12 protein-coding genes are annotated in these 20,338 nt (G+C 74.1%); 8 read left to right on the plus strand and 4 right to left on the minus strand.

Annotated features, from left to right (window positions below; genetic code table 11):
• Positions 1-123 precede the first annotated feature (123 nt).
• Together ACIP37_RS32605 and ACIP37_RS32610 are read left to right on the plus strand one after the other, a co-directional pair.
• A complete protein-coding gene (locus ACIP37_RS32605; RefSeq protein ID WP_363632014.1) occupies positions 124-7,575 on the plus strand; it encodes a LamG-like jellyroll fold domain-containing protein in 7,452 nt (2,483 codons plus the stop codon).
• Positions 7,576-7,790: 215 nt separating this feature from the next.
• On the plus strand, positions 7,791-8,060 hold the full coding sequence (locus tag ACIP37_RS32610) for a hypothetical protein (RefSeq protein ID WP_363586368.1): 270 nt from the start codon (positions 7,791-7,793) through the stop codon (positions 8,058-8,060).
• On the opposite strand, the gene ACIP37_RS32615 is transcribed toward ACIP37_RS32610, so the two are convergent.
• Entirely contained in the window at positions 8,018-9,403 is a 1,386-nt protein-coding gene (locus tag ACIP37_RS32615) for a rhodanese-like domain-containing protein (RefSeq protein ID WP_363632016.1), read from the minus strand. The two genes, ACIP37_RS32610 and ACIP37_RS32615, sit on opposite strands and share 43 nt — an antisense overlap.
• Before the next feature lie 291 nt (positions 9,404-9,694).
• Between ACIP37_RS32615 and ACIP37_RS32620 the strand changes: the two genes are divergently transcribed.
• The 4 genes from ACIP37_RS32620 (at position 9,695) to ACIP37_RS32635 (ending at position 15,722) form a co-directional block, all read left to right on the plus strand.
• Entirely contained in the window at positions 9,695-10,114 is a 420-nt protein-coding gene (locus ACIP37_RS32620) for a rhodanese-like domain-containing protein (protein WP_363632018.1), read from the plus strand.
• Positions 10,111-10,860 (plus strand): sulfite exporter TauE/SafE family protein, encoded by a 750-nt coding sequence (locus tag ACIP37_RS32625; RefSeq protein ID WP_363376397.1) that lies wholly within the window; start codon positions 10,111-10,113, stop codon positions 10,858-10,860. The genes ACIP37_RS32620 and ACIP37_RS32625 overlap by 4 nt, the downstream gene beginning before the upstream one ends.
• Before the next feature lie 259 nt (positions 10,861-11,119).
• Positions 11,120-13,543 (plus strand): RICIN domain-containing protein, encoded by a 2,424-nt coding sequence (locus ACIP37_RS32630; RefSeq protein WP_400807935.1) that lies wholly within the window; start codon positions 11,120-11,122, stop codon positions 13,541-13,543.
• A gap of 103 nt (positions 13,544-13,646) precedes the next feature.
• Positions 13,647-15,722 (plus strand): RICIN domain-containing protein, encoded by a 2,076-nt coding sequence (locus ACIP37_RS32635; RefSeq protein WP_400807938.1) that lies wholly within the window; start codon positions 13,647-13,649, stop codon positions 15,720-15,722.
• Positions 15,723-15,784: 62 nt separating this feature from the next.
• On the opposite strand, the gene ACIP37_RS32640 is transcribed toward ACIP37_RS32635, so the two are convergent.
• The gene (locus tag ACIP37_RS32640) at positions 15,785-16,972 is read right to left on the minus strand and encodes a saccharopine dehydrogenase NADP-binding domain-containing protein (RefSeq protein ID WP_363632024.1); all 1,188 of its coding nucleotides are present in this window, start codon (positions 16,970-16,972) and stop codon (positions 15,785-15,787) included.
• Positions 16,973-17,023: 51 nt separating this feature from the next.
• Positions 17,024-17,275 (minus strand): hypothetical protein, encoded by a 252-nt coding sequence (locus ACIP37_RS32645; RefSeq protein ID WP_363632026.1) that lies wholly within the window; start codon positions 17,273-17,275, stop codon positions 17,024-17,026.
• 110 nt (positions 17,276-17,385) lie between these two features.
• On the opposite strand from ACIP37_RS32645, the gene ACIP37_RS32650 reads away from it, so the two are divergent.
• Positions 17,386-18,231 carry a PaaX family transcriptional regulator C-terminal domain-containing protein gene (locus tag ACIP37_RS32650; RefSeq protein ID WP_400807941.1) on the plus strand — a complete coding sequence of 282 codons (846 nt, stop codon included), beginning with the start codon at positions 17,386-17,388 and terminating at the stop codon, positions 18,229-18,231.
• On the opposite strand, the gene ACIP37_RS32655 is transcribed toward ACIP37_RS32650, so the two are convergent.
• Positions 18,221-19,363, minus strand: a complete 1,143-nt coding sequence (locus tag ACIP37_RS32655) for an MFS transporter (protein WP_400844983.1) — start codon at positions 19,361-19,363, stop codon at positions 18,221-18,223. The two genes, ACIP37_RS32650 and ACIP37_RS32655, sit on opposite strands and share 11 nt — an antisense overlap.
• A 228-nt stretch (positions 19,364-19,591) precedes the next feature.
• Between ACIP37_RS32655 and ACIP37_RS32660 the strand changes: the two genes are divergently transcribed.
• Entirely contained in the window at positions 19,592-20,335 is a 744-nt protein-coding gene (locus ACIP37_RS32660) for an AraC family transcriptional regulator (protein ID WP_400808148.1), read from the plus strand.
• Positions 20,336-20,338: the final 3 nt, after the last annotated feature.

Below are 20,338 nucleotides of genomic sequence, written 5' to 3' on the forward strand. Positions count from 1 at the left end.
GCCGGACCCCAGGAACAGCCAGTTCAGGCATGGCCGAAATCACTCCCTGGTTACGAGGATGTACTTTCCGTAGGGTCCCGGTTGTGCGTCATGTCCACGTGCACGGCCGAGGGAGCGGGCTTCATGAGTGTCAGTGACGGCGTGGTGAAGGTCTACAGTGACCGCACCTACAGCTCCACCACGGTGGTCCGCCATCAAGGAACGACCGTGGCGTTCGCGATGGACGACCAGCGGCGCATCGTGTACTCGGTCCTGGCGCTCGGTGCCTACGATCCCGCCCGGGGGGAGGCGGACGCCGCCTACTGGACCGAGGATCCGCTGGAGCTGTCCTTTCCCGAGGAGCTCGTCCGCGTCGGGTACGCCGCGCTCGGTACCGTGACGATGCCTCACGTCAAGAAGGGCGGGCGGGTCGAGGCGGAGCACACGCAGGTGCTCGCCCCGCAGGAGAGCGACCCGTTCCTGTCCAGCACGGCCCGGCTCACCGCCGCCGTCCCGTTCCAGGTGCTGTCGGACGGCACGTACGTGGTGGTGCTGCGCCAGTCGGTGGCCGCCGGACACCCGGACGCCGTGCGCGAGGCGGGGCCCGGCCGGGCGTCGGGGGGCGCGACGGGGGCAGCGCTGGTCGACTCGGCGCTGCTGTGCGACCGCTTCCTGCTGGTGGACGGTGTCCTCAAGCCCGTACGGGAGATCCGCTACCGGCGCAGCCGCAGCAAGGACCGGCCGGATTCGGCGAAGGACAGCCTGGGCGGCACCGACATGGAGGGCCGTCCGTTCCGCGAGCCGACGCAGGTACTCGGCTTCGTAAGGAACCTGAGCGAGGGGCGGTTCACGGCGCTGCTCGTACCCACCAGCGTCGCGGGCACCGGCCGCTGGCAGTTCTTCAGCCACAACACGGCCACCTCCCGGATCGACGCCCTGAGCGTGGAGCAGAGCACGGACGGGCTGTTCGACACCCGGGGAAGCCGGGCCTGGACCAGCCCCGACCCCGCCTACCAGGGCGCCGTGTACGAGCGGGAGCCCGGCACCTGCCCCTTCACGGGGGCGCCGCTGGTGCCGGTGGCGTCCCGCTCCGGCTCCGGGGAGACCGCGCTGCGGCTGGCCGGGCCCGACGCGGCGGCGGCGGTCGCCGGCGTGCGGGACGGGCCGGAGTTCACCGTCGAGGTGTGGCTGCGGCCCGAGCGGGCGGCGGCCACGACCGTGTACACCGACGGCTTCGTGCTGGAGCTGGCCGAGGGCGGCGTGCCCCTGCTCAGCGGGTCGGGCACCGTCACCGGGACCCGGGCCCTGGCGGCCGGCGAGTACGCCCACCTCGCCGTGGTCTGCCGGGACGGTACGGCCACGCTGCACGTGGACGGACTGCCCTGCGGGACCGGTCCGTTCACCCCGCCGCCCGGCACCGGCACCGCGGTGCTCGGCGGCGCCGGGCGGAACGTGGCGTTCGACGCCGACGAGCTGCGGATCTGGGACCGGGCCCGGGCGCAGGACGAGCTGCGGCAGGATCGCGGCCACCGGCTGGTCGGGGACGAACCCGGACTGGTCGCGTACTACCGCTTCGACGAGGCGTCAGGTTCCGTGGCGCACGACCAGACGGACCGTGCGCGGCATGCCGCCCTGTCCGGGGCCGTGTCGTGGGTGACCTCGACGGCGCCGGTGGGCGAGCACGCGGGCATCCGCCGGGACAGCTTCTCCTTCGCCGCCCGCACCGTCCTCTCCGCCCCGTCGGCGATCCTCTACCACCAGCAGGAGGCCCAGGCTGCCGGGTACCACGACGTGCCCAAGCCCGCCAAGCACCAGACCCGGGTGCTGCTGTCGTGCGCCACGGGCGACGCGGCCGCGCCGGACGCCGAACCCCGCCTCGCCGTCCTCGATCTCGCCGTCGGCGCCGACGGCCGGCTCGCGCAGGTCGCCGACGTCCTGACCCTGCCGGACCTCACCACCCGGGAGCACGAGGACCTGGACCACCAGAGCGCGCTGGAACAGCGGATCAAGGGCCTCCGGACCGAGATCGCGGACCTGCGGGCCCAGTCGGTCACCCTCACCGCCACCTGCGCGGACATCCCGGCCCGCCAGGCCGCGGAGGACGCCACGCGGCACGCACTGACCGCGGCCGAGGCGCAGTGGGAACTCCAGCGCGACAACCCCGCGGACTGGGACAACGCCCAGCTGCGCTTCACCAGGCCCGACGGCCACAGCTACTGGGTCGGCCCGCAGGGCAACACCCTCCACCACAAGAACCCCCTGAACGGTTGGGACACCGTGCCCGGCATCAGCAGCTGGCGGTTCGTCTACTCCGGCTGGCGGGACGGCGTCGGCCGCAAGCTCTACTTCATCCGCCTCGTCAACGGCGGCTACCAGATGAACGTCTACGGCGGCACCAGCGCCGAGGGCAGCTACGTCCAGCTGTACAACAGCAGCAACGCCAACACCGCCAACGAACTGTTCGCCGTGATCCCCCAGTCCGAGGGCACCTACCAGATCGTCGCCTACCACAGCGGCAAGACGCTCGCGATCCGCGCCGCCGGCGGCAACTACCTGGCCCAGTACACCAGCTCCACCGTCATGGCCGGCGGCGAGGGCCGGTGCCGGATCGACCGGATCTCCTGGTCCGGTGCGGACACCGCCTTCACCGCCGCGCGCAACGCCCACGACGCCGCCCAGGAACAGCTCCAGGCGCTGCTGGCCGCCCAGGAGCAGCTCAACGACGTCACCCTCCAACTCGCCGTCCGCGAAGCGGCCCTGACTTCCGCACAGGACGAACTCGGCCGGTTCACCGACGGCCTGTCCGGCACCGACGACGTGACGGTCGCCGCCGCGCACCTGGGCACCGACGCCACCGGGCTCGGCTCCACCGGCGGACTGCTGTCCTTCGCCCGCACCTCCTCACGGCCCTTCCTGATGGACAGTGCCACCGGCCACGTCGCGCTGTACTTCCGCGGCCTCAACGACCAGTTCTTCGCCGCCTACTACGACACCCAGGTGGTGCGCGGCACCAAGACCCTCGGCATCGGGGACGCCGCGCTGCTGTTCACCGCCAGGGACGCCGGAGTGGACCTGACCGGGGTGAGCGTGAGCGTCACCGCGGTCCAGGGGCAGCCGGGGTTGTGCGACCTCACCATCGACCTGCCCGGCGACCGCGAGGTCTGGCGCGCCCTGCCCCGCGACACCGGCACGCTCGTCGACGTGCTCTCGGGCGCCACGCACGTCCCGCAGACGCTCGGCACCGCCGCCGAGCCCGTCCGGACCGACGGACCGGACCCCTCAGACGCCTCGGACCCCTCCGCCGCCGAAGCCACGCTCGGCCTGGCGGCCCCACTCGGCCGGCCGCTCGCCGCCCCCGCCTACATCGCCACCGACGACGGCGTCCGGCTGCTCACCGAGTCGGCCCCGGCCGGGGCCACCGCACTGCGCGTCGACCGGCCCTGCCGCCCCGCGCCCGGCTCGCCCGTGCGCCTCGTCCCGTACGACCCCGCCCTGGCACGCGCCGAGCGGCCCGGCGCGGACCTCTCCCGCGGTTCCCGCCTCGTCACCGTCGCGGCGGCCTCCCCCGACGCCCGGGTGCAGGACGGCACCGCCGACGACGCCGTCGTCGGACAGCCCTGCCGCTGGCGCGGCTCGTCCCCCGGCCGCGCCTTCGCCTTCAACGGCACCGACCAGTACCTGGCCCTGCCCGCCGCGGCCCTCCCCACCACCACGACCGCCTCGAACGTCACGGTCGAGGCGTGGGTCAACCCCTACCGGGCCACCCGCACCGCGTGTCTGGTGCACGCCGCGAACGACGCCGACGCCCCTTACAGCCTGCTGCTCGCCGATGCCACCGCCCGTACGGCGGTGGTCTTCGACGGCGCCGACGACCAGGTGTCCGTCGACGGCCTCGCCCTGTCCGGAACCGCCCTGACCATCGAGCTGTGGGCCAGGCGGGCCGTCGCCGCCCACACCGCGAGCGAGACGATCCTGTCCTACGGCGCCGGCGCGCTGTCCCTGTCCTACGACCAGGCCGGGACGGTCTCCTTCGCCCTCGGGAGCGAGGTCCTCACCACCGCCGCGTCGTACACCGACACCGACTGGCACCACTGGGCCGCCGTCCTCGACCCCGCCACCCGCACCCAGGTCCTCTACCGCGACGGCGTCGAGGCCGCCCGCCGTTCCACGGCCCGAACCGTCACCCGCGACGGACGGCTCGTGCTCGGCGGTCTCGGCGCCGCCGCGTCCTTCCGGGGCGGCATCGACAGCCTGCGGGTGTGGAACCGCGCTCGGACGGCCGACGAGATCCGTGACCTGATGCGGCAGAACGTCGCCAGCGGACTGCCCGGCCTGCTCGGCTCGTGGACCTGCGGCGACCAGCAGTTCCTGGACACCTCCGGTCACGGCCGCCACGGCGTCCTCGGCGGAACCCCGCAGGCGGGCGAGTCCCACTCCAAGGGCTACCGGGTCGTCGCCGGCGTCGGTGAGCGCGCCGTCCGCAGCCGGGACGTCTTCCCGGCCGGCGAGTGGGCCCACGTGGCCTCCGCTTTCGAACAGTCCTGGGCCGTCCGGCTCGACGGCTCGTCCTGGCTGGACAGCGACGGGGACGACTCCCTCGGCCTCACCGGCGACCTCACCCTGGAGGTCTTCGGCACGCTGGAACGCCTCGGCACCACCCAGGGCCTGATCACCCGTGGCCGGCTCGGCGGCGAGGAGCACGTGCCCTACCAGCTGTCCGTACGCCCGGACGGCAGGCTGGAGTTCGCCTTCGAGGAGGCCGGTCCGGTCGTCCGGCGCTTCGTGTCGACGGCCACCGTCCCCTCCGGCCGCTTCACCCGGATCGCCGTCGTCAAGCGGGCCGGCCGCGAGACCACCGAACAGCGGGGCACCCGGCAGATCGCCCTCACCGGCCCGGACGGAGCCGGCACCACCCAGACCGTCGACGTCGTCCAGGGCGTCGACGTCCACGCCTGGGACGACATCACCTTCTACATCGACGGCACCCCCACCGGAACCTCCCGCTACACCGGCCCCGGCCCCGAGAGCGGCACCGGCACCCTGGAGATCGGGCGGGTCCGGGAGGGCATGCGGACGTACGGGACGCGCGGCGTCCTCGGCGAGGTCCGGATCTGGAACAAGGCCCGCGACGCCGCCGTCATCGGCACCCCGGTCTCCCCGCGCGACACCGGTCTGGTGGCCCGGTTCACCTTCGAGGAGAACACCGGCAGCACCACGACCGACACCACCGGCGCCCACACCGCCCGGCTGCGCGGCGCCACCTGGACGCGCGACCCCGACCCCCGGGCCAGCGTCTTCCGCCTCTACCGCAACGGCATCGCGCTGGCCACCGATCCGGTCGACGCGGCGGCCCCCGACAGCCCGACGCACTACGGGGAACGGCAGTTCACCCTCGGCGCCCGCCTGGCCGGCACCACCGTCACCGACGCCCTCGACGGGACCCTCGAAGAGGTCCGGGTCTGGCGCACCGCCCGCACCGCGGAACAGATCAGCGACAACCTCTTCACCCGCCTCAAGGGCGACAAGGAAGACCTGATCGGCTACTGGCCCTTCGACCGGGACTCCACCTCCGGCGGCACCGACGTGGTCCGCGACATGGGCCTGCGCGGCAACCACCTGCGGCCCGGCCCCGGCGCCGCGCCGACCGTGGTCCTGTCCACCGCTCCGGTCTCCACCGACACCGCGGCCGTGCGCTCCGCCGTCTCCGGCGTGCGCACCCCCTTCCACGAGACCGTCGCCACCGCACCGGCCGTCGGCGAGTACGCCGACATGCAGTACGCGGCCGACGGCACTGCCACCGGTGTGATGAAACGCGCCTACTCCTACCTCACCGAGGAGGGCCGCTGGCGCCTGGTCACCGGCTACAAGGTGGGTGACCTGGTCAGCGAGTGGGTCAGCCAGGTCCAGTACGACCCCCAGCTCATCGGCTACATCGAAGGCGCCCCGCCGGTCCCCTCCGAGAACCTCACCGGCCAGGGCAACGACTACCGGGGCGCCTCCAGCGTCGGATTCACCACCGCCGACTCCGTCACCGAGTCGCTGTCCTCCTCCCGCGACCGCAGCGCGGACGCCGCCTTCCACTTCGCGTTCAAGAACACCTACGACGCGGACACCCTGCTCATCATGGCCCCGCTGGGCATCGGCACCGCCAAACCGGCGGTCAAGGGCGGCGCCGTCCTCAGCCTGGACAACACCCTCGAATTCACCAACACCTGGACCGACGCGACCACCCTCACCCAGGCCACCGACACCGCGCGGGCCACCACCGTCGCCCTCACCGGCCACTGGGAGGACCCCGCCCACCTGCTCAACCCCGCGCTCGGCCGCCGCTACCAGCCCGCCAACACCGGCTTCGCTCTGGTGCAGTCGCAGACCGCCGACGTGTTCGCGCTGCGCCTCGCCCACACCGGCACGCTCGTCGCCTACCGGATGCTGCCCAACCCCGACATCCCCAGGGACTGGAACATCCTCACCTTCCCCATCAACCCCCAGTACACCAAGCAGGGCACCCTCGACGGCGGTGTCGGCTTCGACGAACACGGCAAGGTCCTCGACCCCGCCTACCCCAACGCCCAGCGGTACGGCGAGTACAGCTACTACAAGCCGCGCGAGGCCTACGCCCTCAAACGCGCCATCCAGCGCCGCCGGCAGCAGCTGCGCAGCTACTACGAGAGCGTCTCCACCGCCACCGGCACGCCCGATCCCACGCAGCAGCGGGCCGCCAGGATCGCCGAGACCTTCGTCGGGCCGATCGACGACAACCGGGGCGAGAGCACCGGGCAGACCGCTGCCGACGGGGCCGTCGTGCGCGACCTGGCCAACACGTACGTGTGGACCGCCGACGGAGGATTCTTCGCCGAGACGACCACCACCACGGACTCCGTCACCGAGACCACCGCCGGTTCCTACACCGTCAAGGACATGGCCACCGCGGGCGCCGAGTTCGGCTTCACCGTGTTCGGCGTCGGCATCGGCGCCCAGCTCGACGCGAGCCTCGGCGGCAGCCACAGCGTCACCCGCACCCGCGCCCGCGACGCCTCCCGCTCCTACTCCCTCGACGTGGACTGCCGCCCCTCCGGCGACCTCCAGGCCTACAGCGCCGACGGACAGACCCGTTTCGACCCCGACGGCAGCCCCCGCCGGGTGCCGGGGAAGGTCGACGCCTACCGGTTCATGAGCTTCTACCTCCACGAGTCCGGGGACAACTTCGACGACTTCTTCCACAAGGTCGTCGACCCGCTCTGGCTCGCCGGCTCCTCCGCACCCAGCGCCGCGGCACTGCGCCAGACCCAGCAGTCCGACCGCAAGCCGCCCTGCTGGCGCGTCCTGCACCGGGTCACCTTCGTCTCCCGCATCCTGCCGCCGGTCCCCGCCGCCGACACGCCGCCGCTGGAGCAGGACCTGGTCCGCGCCGACATCGCGTCCAACTACGAACTCGTCCGCCGCCTGGACCCGTACGTACGCCAGGCCACCGCGACCAGGACCGCCCTCGCCGCAGCCACCCGTACGGCCCTCACCACCCACCTGCCGCACCTCCTCGCCCACGAGGAGGCCATCACCCGGTTCCTCACCGACTACTACGGCGTCACCGAGTAACCCCCGCTCACGGCGGAGACCCCACCGCCCCGCACACTCCGCAACGCACCGGCTCGAACCGACCCGCTCTCGTGTCTGCCCACCCTGCCGGGCGGCAAGAGCGGGCCGCGACGGTGCGATGTGGCGCCGCGACGTGGACGTGGCCGTCGCCCTCCGCGGCCTGGCGCCCCCCAGCTGCCGAAGCCCGCCGACGTCATCGAGAAGCTGGGGCTGTGGTGAGCGGTGCCGTGCCGGGCTCGGTCCTGGCCGCCCTCGCGCACCCCGACGACGCCGAACTGTGGACCGGCAGCGCCCTCGCCCTCCACGCCAGGTGCGCCGTCGTCACCGCCGGCGACGTCATCGCCGCGCCCACCATCTCATTGCCCGAGGAGACCGGCGGGCAGAACTGGGACTACCGGGCTGCCTGGCCCGAGGCAGCGCCCGCGGCCCGGGCCGGCTGGGTTCAGGCCCCGGCGGGGTGGGTGAGGGTGTGCCAGGCGTTGTAGCCACCGAGGAGGTCGGAGACGTCGGGGTGGCCGTGGTGGCGCAGCAGGCTCGCGGCGATGGAGGAGCGGTGGCCGCTGGCGCAGTGGACGACCGCGGGGCGGTCGGTGGGGATCTCGTCCAGGCGGTTGGGGAGTTCGGTCAGGGGGATGTGCAGGGATCCTTCGATGGATCCGGTTTCGCGTTCGCCACAGGTTCGGACGTCCAGGACGGTGGGGGGCTGTTCGCCGGCGAGTGCGGTGCGGAGCTGGTCGGCGGTGAGGCGGCTGGCGGGAGTGAGGTCGTCGGCGAGGGCGGGCAGGGCGTTGCCGGGGTTGCGCAGGTAGCCGGCGATGCGGTCGAAGCCGATGCGGGCGAGGCGGGTGACGACCTCGTTCTCGCGGTCCTGCGGGGCGATGATCGCGATGTTGCTGTCGGGGGTGAGGACGGTGCCGGCCTGTTCGGCGAAGCGGCCGTCGAGGGGGACGTTGATGGCGCCTCGGATGTGTCCGGCACCGAAGTCCTGGGGGCTGCGGGCGTCGAGGACGACGGCGCCCGCGGTGCGGGCCTCCTTGAAGCCTTCGGGGCACAGGGGACGGGCTGCGGTCGTGGGGTCGAGCAGCGGGTGGTCCTGGCGGTTGAGGGTGGCGTCGTGGCCGAAGTAGGCGGGGGCGGTGGACTGGCCGGCGGTGACGATGCGGACGAAGGTGTCCTGGTCCATGGGCTGGCAGGCGTAGTTGGTCAGGCGCTGGGTGCCGATGGTGGACCGGCGGTCGGTGGAGAGGTTCTTGCCGCAGGCGGAGCCGGCGCCGTGGGCGGGGAAGACCAGGGTCTCGTCGGGCAGGGCCATCAGCTTGCGGTGGACGCTGTCGTAGAGCATGGCGCCGAGTTCGGCGGCGGTGACGCCGGTGGAGGCGAGCAGGTCGGGGCGGCCGACGTCGCCGATGAACAGGGCGTCGCCGGTGAGCACGCCGTACGGGACGGCGTCGTCGGGCTGTTCGAGGACCAGGACACTGATCGACTCGGGGGTGTGGCCGGGGGTCTCCATGATCTGGAGGGCGACGTCGCCGAGTTCGATCCGTTCGCCGTCGCTGAGCTTGCGGATCGGGTACTCGGTCTCGGCGCGGTGTCCGTAGCCGATCCAGGCGCCGGTGCGGGCGGCCAGTTCGAGGTGGCCGGCCAGGAAGTCGGCGTGGAAGTGGGTGTTGATGACGCCGACGACGGTCAGGCCGCGTGCCGTGGCGTCGGCGAGGTATTCGTCGACGTCCCGGCGCGGGTCGACGATCACGGCCTGGCCGGTGGTCTCGTCGGCGATCAGATACGAGGCCTGGGAGAGGCAGTCGAGGTAGAACTGAGCGAAGTACACGGGGAACCTCCTGGGCGGCGTCGGGCGCCTCGGCGTGATCTCAATACCCCCACTGGTATATGTGTCAGCATACGACCCCACGGTCGATACGGGGCAGGGTATCGCCGAACGAGGTCGATAATACCCCCCGGGGTACTATGGTGGACATTGCGCGGGACCGCCCGTCGCCGTCGGAGACGGGCGGAACCGAGGAGGCGCCCACGCCCCTGGGGCGCCCGCCCGGCGCGCCGCCCCGCGGCGGCCCGTCCGGCGCCGTCCGGCCCGCACCAGACCAGACCACCGGAGCACCGCATGCCCCCGCTGCCGCCCAACCCCGGGCAGACCACCCCCGCCCAGGCCCACCAGCTCGCCCGCGCCGGCACAGCCGTCCTGCTCGACGTCCGGGAGCGCGGCGAGTTCACGGCCGGCCACGCCCCCGGCGCCCTCCACCTGCCGCTGATCGCCCTGGCCGCCCGCGAACCGCTGCCGCCCGAGGCGGGCGGACGGCTCGTCCTGGCGATCTGTCACTCGGGCAACCGTTCCGCGCGGGCGGCGCAGCTGCTCGCCGAACGCGGCGTCGAGGTGCTGAACGTCGTCGGCGGCATGACCGCCTGGGAGCGGGCCGGACTGCCGGTCACCACGCCGGGCGGCGGCACCGGCACCGGCGGCAGCGGCGGCAGCGGCGGTAGCACCGGCGACGGGAGCTCCAGGGACGCCGGGGACGCGATATGACCGCGCTGCTCCTGGCGCTGGCCGCCGGGGCCGTGGTCGGCCTCGCCCTCGGCGGCCTCGGCGGGGGCGGCAGCATGCTCGCCGTCCCCGCGCTGGTCTACCTGCTCGGCTTCAGCCCGGCCCTGGCCACCACCGCCGCCCTGGTGATCGTCGCCGCGACCTCGCTGACCGGCCTGCTCGCGCACGCCCGGGCGGGCCGGGTCCGCTGGCGCACCGGCGCGCTGTTCGCCGCCGCCGGGCTGCCCGCCGCCACGGCCGCCGGGGCGCTCTCGGCGCACCTGCCCGGGGCGCTGCTGACCGGCGCGTTCGCGGTGCTGGCCGGGCTGGCCGCCTGGCGGATGCTGGTGCCGCCGAAGGCCGCCCCGCAGGAACGTTCCGCCGCCGGGTGGGGCCGCTCGACGGCGACCGGCGCCGGGCTCGGCGCGGTCACCGGGCTGCTGGGTGTCGGGGGCGGGTTCCTCGCCGTCCCCGCGCTGGTCTCGGTGCTCGCCTTCACCATGGCCGAGGCGGTGGGCACCAGCCTGCTGGTGATCACCGCCAACGCGCTGGCCGCGCTGCTGCCCCGCCTCGGCGCGACCGGCGCCATCGACTGGGCCGTGGCCGCACCCTTCACCGGGGCCGCGATCCTCGGCGCCTGGGACGGAAAGCGGCTCGCCGACCGGCTCAGCGGGCGCACCCTCCAGCGGGCCTTCGCGTTCGCCCTGCTCGGCGTGGCCGCGCTGATGCTGGTCACCGCCCTGCGCTGACGCCGGTCGCCGCGCTGCGCTGATGCCGGCCACCGCCCCGCACCGACGCCGGGCGGGCCCCGGCTCCCGGCGCGCGAACCGGAGGACGAGTCCGGAGGGCGGCAGCCGACCGTGCGCCGACCGTTGACGCGACTCGGATGGGCGTGTGACATTGCACATGTCACCCAGCGCCGCTCCGGGGATTTGAACGTTCAAACCCCTGCCCGCGCACGCTGCCCGCCCCCTGACGCACCGCCACCCGTCCGACAGGAGAGCCCCGATGCCCCCCACCCGCGCCCCGCGCCGCCGACCGGTCCGCGCCCTGCCCTCGGGCTTGGCCGTCCTGGCCGTCCTCGCCGTCCAAGCCCTCGGCGCGGGACCGGCCCGAGCCGACGGCCCGGCCCCGCTGGTCGACGGCGGCGGCTACGTCCTCGGCTCCGTCCTGGACGGCGGCTGCCTCGGCCCGCAGTACGCGCAGCCGGCGGCCGGCACGCCCGTCGTCGGCGCGGCCTGCCAGGGACTGCTCAGCCAGCGCTGGCAGTTGCACCGCACCACCGACGGCTACCGGCTGGTCAACGCCGCGAGCGGACGCTGCCTGGCCCTCGACGGCACCGGGCGGCACCCCGGCACGGCCGACTGCGGCACCGACCCCGCCGCCGAGACCTTCGCCATCTCCCCGGCACCGGGCGGGAGTCACACCCTGACCGCACACGGCGCCTGCCTCACCACGGCGGCCGACCGCGAGCAGGACGGCGCCGCCGACCACGAGCAGAGCAGCGCAGCCGACCGCCGCCGTTGCGACGCCCGGCCCGCCCACCGCTGGACCCTCACCCGCAGCGAACCGCTCACCCTCACCGACCCCGGCTTCGAACAGGGCACGGACGGCTGGACGTTCACCGAGCACACCGGCGTCGCCACCAACAACCCGCACGGCGGCACCCGCCTCGCCTACCTCGACGCCGGCTCCGGCCACCGGATCGCCCAGCAGGTCACCGCCGTCACCGCCGGCAGCTACGACCTGTCCGCCTGGATCGCCACCGGCGGCGCCGGCGGCACCTTCTCCGTCAGCGTCAACGGCACCGTGATCCGCTCGCTGACCCTGCCCGAGCAGCCCGTCTACGCGAAGTACACCCTGCCCCGGGTGCACGTCGCGGCCGGCGACCGGCTCACCCTCGGCATCGGCTCCTCCCCCACCGGCTGGGTCAACGCGGACGACGCCTCCGTCGCCCCGTCCGCCCCCGGCGACCCGAGGATCAGCTCCTCGGACCCGGAGGTCGTCGCCCTGTTCGACTGGGCCAAGACCAAGGCCAACAGCTGGGTGCAGCAGGCCGGCACCACCGGCGTGCTCAACCAGGACGAGAACAACCCCGGCGGCACCGGCACCACCACCTACGACACCACCTACTGGGCCGGCTACCCGTTCCGCTCCGACTTCTACAGCCGCGACTTCGCCCACCAACTGGTCGGCGCCCACCTGCTCGGCCTGGACGCCGAGAACAAGACCATGCTGCGCGGCTTTGCCGGCTCCGCCACCGAGACCAACAAGCTCTACCCGGTCTGGGCGCTCAACTTCGACGCCAGGACGTACGGCAGCATCGACTACCGGAGCCCCGACCGCTTCGTGCGCGAGCTGCCCGCGCCGTTCGAGCTGGTCGAGAAGGCCGGCGAGGCCTACCGGTGGACGGGGGACCGCGACTACGCCGACGACCCCGCGCTGAGCGGCTACGTCCGCAACACCCTCGGCCCCTTCATCGCCCAGCACCCCGGCCCGGTCGACAACGGCGGCCTCCCCATCCCGCAGGCCACCAGCCGCAGCATCTTCGCCGGCACCGCGAGCTACGCCGAGAACGCCACCAGCACCTACGCCGAGGCCGGCGACGCGATCGGCGCCCAGTACCAGGCGTACCTCGCCGCCGAGACCCTGGCCACCGCCAAGGGCGACACCGCCGCCGCCACCGGCTACCGGCAGGCCGCCACCGCGCTGCGCGACTACGTCAACACCACCTGGAGCGTGGACCGGCAGCAGCCCGGCGAGGTCGTGCACGGCTACGACACCACCGGCAAGCCGGTGACCGGCTGGGGCTACGAGTCCAGCGTGCTGATGCCGGTCAAGCAGTTGCTCGACCCCGGCCCGCGCCGGGACGCCCTCCTCGCCGCCATCGACGCCGCCGACTCCGGCCCGCAGCGCTCGACCAACCTGGAGGCCTACACCTACCTGCCGGACGCCTTCTTCGCCAACCACGACGGCGACACCGCCTGGAAGTGGATGCGGCAGATCTACCAGGGCGTCGACCAGCTCCACGCGAGCGGCCGGATGCTCAACGGCGACTACCCCGAGGTCCCGTTCACCCTGCTGGGCCAGACCGTGCAGGGCCTGCTCGGCGTCGAGCCCGACGCCGCCGCGCACACCCTCGTGACCGCCTCCCGGCTGCCCGCCTCGATGGGCTGGCTGGAGGTCGCCGACATCCCGGTCGGCGCCGGCTCGGTCACCGTCCGGCACGACGGCCACCGCAGCAGCACCGTCACCAACACCGGCGGCGCGCCGCTCACCTGGGAGGCCCGCTTCACCGGCCCGCACGGCGGGATCACCGTCGACGGCAAGGCCCGGCCCACCCGGACCAGGACCGTCGACGGCGTGACCTACACCTACGCCACCGTCACCCTCGCCCCCGGGCACACCGCGAGCGCCGCCGTCACCGACTGACCCCCACACCGCAGTACCGCGGCCGGCCGGCCCCCAACCGGCCGGCCGCGCACCCCGAACCACCCGACGCACCATCACCTCCCCCACACCCGCAGGAGTGCGCATGCGCCACATCCCCCACCGCCTCGCGGCACCCGTGCTCGCGCTGGCCCTCACCGCCACCGGCCTCGGCGCCCTCACCCTCGGCACGGCCGCCCCCGCCGCCGCCCTGGGCAACGGCAACGCCCTCACCCCGCCCATGGGGTGGAACTCCTGGAACTCCCTCGGCACCGAGGTCACCGAGGACCAGGTCGTCCAGACCATCGACTTCATGGCCGCCAACGGCCTGGTCGCGGCCGGCTACAACACCGTCACCATCGACGACGGCTGGTCGCTCTGGCACCGCGACGGCCAGACCACCGACCTCGTCCGCAACGCCGACGGCGCCATGCAGCTCTACGACACCGCCGGAAACCCCGTCGCCGGCACCGACGGCACCGGCACCGACCCCACCTCCGGCCACCTCATCCCCCGCCCGGACCACTTCCCGTCACAGACCGTCAACGGGCGGACCGTCAACGGCATCGAGTACCTCGCCCAGTACGCGCACAGCAAGGGCGTGAAGTTCGGCCTCTACGCCACCGACACCTACCTCACCTGCCAGATGCACCCCGGCAGCCTCGGCCACGAGAGCACCGACGCGGGCGACTTCGTCTCCTGGGGCGTCGACTACGTCAAGTACGACGACTGCCCCTACGGCCCACAGATCACCGGCCCGGACGGCCACAACTACTACACGCAGGGAGAGGGAAAGGAACTCACCCGCTCGGTCTACGCCCGCGTCCAGACCTTCCAGCACGCCCTCGACGCCGCCTCCGCCGCGCAGGGCCGACCCAAGGTCACCCTCAGCGTCTCCGCCCAGCCCGCCCACACCGGCGTCCCGTACCTGCTCGCGGCCGACGACCCGGCGCGCACCGACCCGGTGGTGCAGGCCGCCGGCACCGCGCCGTTCCAGGCGCCCGGCTACGCGCCGACCGGCGTCTGGTGCGGCCAGGTCGCCAACCTCTGCCGGATCGGCGGCGACCGCGACAGCGAACTCGACGGAGTGCTCTGGAACGGGCAGTTGCAGACCGCGCTGCAGTACCCCGGCAACGTGCGCCCGGGCAGCTGGAACGACCTCGACATGATGTTCACCGGCTGGCAGGACGTCTACGGCGCCTGGGGCTCCACCGACACCTGCACCTGCCACAAGCCGTTCACCGACGACGAGTCCCGCACCGAGACCTCCGTCCTCGCGATGCTCGCCGCCCCGCTGGTCTCCGGCGCCGACCTGCGCACCGCCGCGCAGTCCCAGCACAGCGCGGACGGCCGCACCTGGTCCACCGGGATCGACGCCGCGAGCCTGGCGGTCCTGAAGAACCGCGACGTCATAGCGATCGACCAGGACACCCTGGCCAAGCCCGCCACCCTGGTCGGCGCCAAGCCCGCGAACGCCACCGCGCCGGTCGTCCTCCAGCGGCGGCTGGCGAACGGCGACACCGCCGTGCTGCTCGTCAACCAGGACCCGGCCGCGAGCCGCACGGTGAGCACCAGCCTCGGCGAACTCGGCCTCACCGGGCCCGGCTACACCGCCAAGGAGCTGTGGACGGGCGCGAGTTCGACCGTCACCGGCACGCTCGGCGCCTCGGTGGCCCCGCACGGCGTGGCGCTGTACCGGGTCAGCGCCCGGCCGGCCACCGGGCCGGCCGCGGTGGTCGACGACGGTCGCTACCACGCGATCGGCGCCGGCGGCAGCAGCGGGCTGGTCCTCGAAGTGGCGGGGACCTGTAGCTCGCCGCTCGGCGCCGTCGCCGACGTCAACACCTGGTGGCCCACGCACACCTCCGAGCAGTGGACCTTCACCAGCAACCCGGACGGCACCGTGCGGATCACCGACAACTGCGCCACCGCCACCCACGCGCACACCGTGCTCGCCGCCGGCACCGACCCCGGCAACAGCGCCTACCTGCTCGACTACTCGCCCGGCAACCGCTGGCAGGAGTGGCGGGTCACCCAGGACGGCGCCACCGGCACGCTCACCGTCACCAACGTCGCCACCGGCCTGGTCCTCAACGCCCGCACCGGCACGGCGGGTTCGACCGTGACCACGGACGCGGCCGACGGCGCCGCCCCCGGACAGGGCTGGGGCGTCGTGTCCTGACCTCACCGGCGCCCGCGCCCTGACCACGTCCCCTGATCACGCCTCCTGACCGCGTCTCCTGATCACGATCCCGGGCGCTCCTCCTCCACCACGACGCCGACGCCCGGCCAGTGGCGTGCCAGGTCGGCGAAGAAGCGCCCGGCGTCGATCGCCGCCTCGGGCGGGTGGACGCCCGGGGCGCGGACGCCGCCGTCCAGGAGCTGGGCGAGGCCGAGGGCCGCCGGCACGCCGGTGCTCTCGGCCATGTCGCCGAGCAGGGCCTCGGCGCCGGTGAGCCGGGCGAGGACGGTGACCGGCCGGCCGTCGCGACTGCCGGTGGCGGCGGCGAAGAAGCCGGGGAGGCTGCCGGGGCCGGGGAAGCGGGCCGCGCGGGCGGCGGCCCGCAGGGTGCGGCGCAGCGTGGGGCGGTCGAGGTCAACGGCGGCGGTCTCGTTGCCGAGGCGCCCGGCGTCGAGGTCGTCCCGCAGGACGTCCAGGTAGGCGGCCGTCCTGGCGGTGACGACCATGAGGTTGGCGGCCGCGCCGCCGGGCCGCAGGCTGCGGTGCAGGGTGACCGGTTCGGGGTGGCCGACGGTGTACGCGGTGCCACGGTGGCCGCCGGGCAGGTCGAGGGCGACCGGCCGCAGCGGGGGCCGCTGGACGATCCGGCCGCCGTCGACCACCGCGACCGTGCCGCTGATCTGCTGCATCCAGTGCACGGCGGCCGCCAGCGGGGCACCGTCCGGTCCGAGCAGGGAGGTGTCGTCGGGTTCGGCGCCCGCGTCGACGGGCCAGGCGGTGTAGAGGTCGGCCAGGGTGTCGAGGCGGGCGGCGGCCCGGACGGCGAGCAGGTTGCTGACGCCGGGGCTGGCGCCCATGCCGATCACGGCGCGGACGCCGGCGGCGCGGGCCTCGTCGTCGAGTTCCAGCATGGCGACGGTGGGTTCCCAGTCGTCGCAGATGTCCAGGTAGTGGGTGCCGGTGCGGATCGCCGCGCGCAGCACGCCGAGGCCGAAGCGGTAGTACGGGCCGACGGTGTTGAGGACGGCGTCGACCTTCGCGAGGGCGGCGTGCAGTTGCACCCCGTCGGTGACGTCGACCTGGCGGGCCCGGACCGGTACCGGGCCGCCGGCGAGGGCGGCGGCGGTGCGGCGGGCGGCGTCCGGGTCGCGGTCGGCGATCACGAGTTCGTGGACGCCGGGCAGTCGGGCGGCGACCCGGGCGGCGACGCGGCCCATCGCTCCCGCTCCGCCGAGGGCGAGCACTCTCATCGTCGTTTCTCCTTTCGCCGGTCGGTGTTCACCGGCTGTGCGGCTGGGCCGTCAGCGCTGCCCGAGCGAGGTCAGGAAGCTGCGGTGCTCGTCGAGGTAGCCGGGGCTGAACAGCGAGCGGGGTGCGGTGGGGCCGTCCCCGTGGACGAGGACGACCAGGCCGGCGGGGGTACGGCCGCCGGTCGGGCGGGCGAGGACGCCGTGCAGCGGCTGTCTGCCGCCGGTGATGGTGACGCGTTCCCCCTTGAGGTCGTACTCGTTCCGGTACACCACCCAGCCGCCCGCGCCGAGCAGGAGCACCACCCACGGACAGCAGTGATCCCCAGAGCAGCCATCGCCCGCGCATCTTCGTTCTGCTAATCTATCGTTCTCAAAACGAACGTATCAGATCTGAACGCATTAGGATGGTCGCCATGGTGGAGATTCCGACCCGGGTGCTGGTCGAGGCGATGGTCCGCACGGACGGCACGGTCGACTGCGGCGACCTGTACACCGTGGCCGACCTGCTCGGGATGACCGACCAGCAGGTCCGGCTGACCGTCAAGCGCCTCACCGGCGACGGGCGGTTCGTCCAGGAGGGGCGCGGCCGCCGGGCCCTGCTGCGGGCCACCGCCGAGACCCGGCGCTCGATCGACCCCGACGTCGAGTACGTGGCGTTGATGTACGCCCAGGACCGCGGCCGGGCCCCCTGGGACGGCGTCTGGCACCTCGCGGGATTCGCCGTCCCCGAGCACGCCCGGCCCGCCCGGGACGCGCTGCGCGAGGCGATCCTCCGGCTCGGCGGCGCCCCGGTGCAGAACGGCCTCTACGTCTCGCCGCACCCCTGGGAGGAGGACGTCCTGGCCGAGGCCGCCGCCCTGGACGTGCGCGGCCACCTCACTCTCCTCACCAGCCGCGACCTGCGCGCCGGCGAGACCGACGACCCCCGCGCGCTCGCCCGGCGCTGGTGGCCGCTGGACCAGGTCGCCGAGGGCCACCAGCGGCTCGCCGAGGTCGCGGCCGACCGCCTCGACCGGCTGGAGAAGGGCCTCACCGGCTCCGAACTGCTCACCGTCGCCCTGGAGTTGGCCGCCACCTTCACCGAGGCCATGGAGCCAGACCCGCTGCTGCCGCCGGAACTCCTGCCACAGCCCTGGCCCGGCACCGCGGCCCGCGAACTCGTCGCCCGCTGCTGGGCGCTGCTGCTCGCCGACCCCGGGCCGGGCGCACCCCGGCTGTTCGACGCCTACGCCGAGGTCGTCGCGGCCGTCACCGCGTAGCCGCCGGACCCGGCTCGGTCGCCTCCGTCGCGGCCGGGGCTGCGGGCGCGACCGGCTCTGGCAGGGTGCGGAACAGCAGCCAGCTCAGCACCGGCATCAGCACCAACGGCAGCAGGGCGGTGCGCAGCGAGGTCGCGTCGGCGAGGCCGCCGATCACCGGGCTCGCCAGGCCGCCGATGCTGACGGTCAGGCCCAGCGTGATCCCGCTGGCGGTGCCGATCCGCGAAGGCAGGTAGTCCTGCCCCAGCGTGACCTGCAACGAGAACGGCACGTACAGGCCCGCCGAGGTCAGCGCCACGAAGACGTACAGCGCCGGGCCCGGCACCAGCACCACGCCCGCCACGGCCACCGCCGCCACCAGGTACGACCAGCGCGCCACCGCGACCCGGCCCCAGCGGTCCGCCAGCGCGCCGCCCAGCACCGAACCCACCGCGCCGCCCGCGTACAGCACCACCAGCGCCGCGGTGCCCGCCGCCGTACCGCCGCCGACCCGCTGGGTGGCGAACAGCGCGAGGAAGGTGCTCAGGCCGGTGAAAGCGATCGAGCGGCACACCACGGCCAGCGACAGCCGTACGAACGAGGCCCGGTCGTCGGCCCCGGCCACCGGCGCCGGAGCCGTCCCGGCGGCCCGCCGGCGCTCCAGTTCGCGCAGCACCGGCAGGCACAGGACGGCGCCCGCGAGCGCCGGCAGCACCAGCAGCGGAGTCAGCCGCAGGCCGCCGCCCGAGACCACCACGGACACCAGCAGCGGGGCCGCCGCGAAGCCCAGGTTGCCGCCCAGCGAGAACCAGGCCATCCCCCGGTGGCCGTCCCGCGCGGCCAGCCGGGCGACCCGGGCGGACTCCGGGTGGTACGCGGCCACCCCGACCCCGGACAGCGCCACGAAGGCCAGGGTCAGCGGGTACGAGCCGCTCACCCCGCTGAGCGCGATGCCCACGCCGCCCACCAGCGTGCTGACCGGCAGCAGCCAGGGCAGCGGGCGGCGGTCGGTGATCGCGCCGAACAGCGGCTGCGCCACCGAGGAGAGCAGGGAGGCGGCGAGCACCACGCCCGAGACGGCGGCGTAGCCGTAGCCGCGCTCGGCCACGAAGAACGGGACCAGGGCGGCCACCGCGCCCTGGTAGACATCCACGCAGGCGTGTCCGAGGGACAGCAGGGTGATCGAGGAGTCCCGCTTGCCGGGTGTGCTCTTCGGATGGTCAGGCGTATTCGGTGCACTCGGCGTACTCGGCGTACTCGGTGTACTGGAGGTGTTGGACGCACTGGGCGTAGTGATCGGCGGGTTGTCCGGCGTTGTCTTCGGCATGCCGACATGCTCGGCGCAGCGGTACCTGTCGGGCTTCCGATAATCTGCCAGGTGATGCCGAACATCCGCCACGACCCCGTCGCCCCGACCCGCGTTCAGCGGCTGGCGTCCGGCGCCGGGATCGACGCCCACCGCCACGACGACCACCAGATCGCCTACGCGGCCAGCGGCGTGCTCGCCATCACCACCGACGCCGGCTCCTGGGTCGCCCCCGGCACCCGCGCCATCTGGGTCCCGGCCGGCACCGTGCACGCCCACCAGGCCCACGGCGAACTGGACCTCCACCTGGTCGGGCTGCCCGCCACCGAGAACCCGCTCGGCCTGGACCAGCCGACCGTGCTCGCCGTCGGGCCGCTGCTGCGCGAGCTGATCGTCGCCTACACCCGCACACCCGAGGACGACAGCCCCGAACGGGCCCGGCTGCGCGCCGTCCTGCTCGACCAGCTGCGCGCCTCCCCGCAGCAGCCGCTGCACCTGCCCGCCCCCGCCACACCGCTGCTGCGCGCGGTCTGCGACCGGCTCCGCGCCGATCCGGCCGACCAGCGCACCCTCACCGAACTGGGCCGGGCGGCCGGCGCCAGCGACCGCACGCTCTCCCGGCTCTTCCGGGCCGACCTCGGCATGACCTTCCCGCAGTGGCGCACCCAGCTGCGGCTGCACCACGCACTGGTGCTGCTCGCCGAGGGCCTGCCCGTCACCACGGTCGCGCACCGCTGCGGCTGGTCCTCCGCGAGCGCCTTCATCGACGTCTTCCGCCGCGCCTTCGGCCACACCCCGGGCCGCCACCCCGCGTACTGACCC

This window comes from Kitasatospora sp. NPDC088861, assembly GCF_044750105.1.
Taxonomy (GTDB): Bacteria; Actinomycetota; Actinomycetes; order Streptomycetales; family Streptomycetaceae; genus Kitasatospora.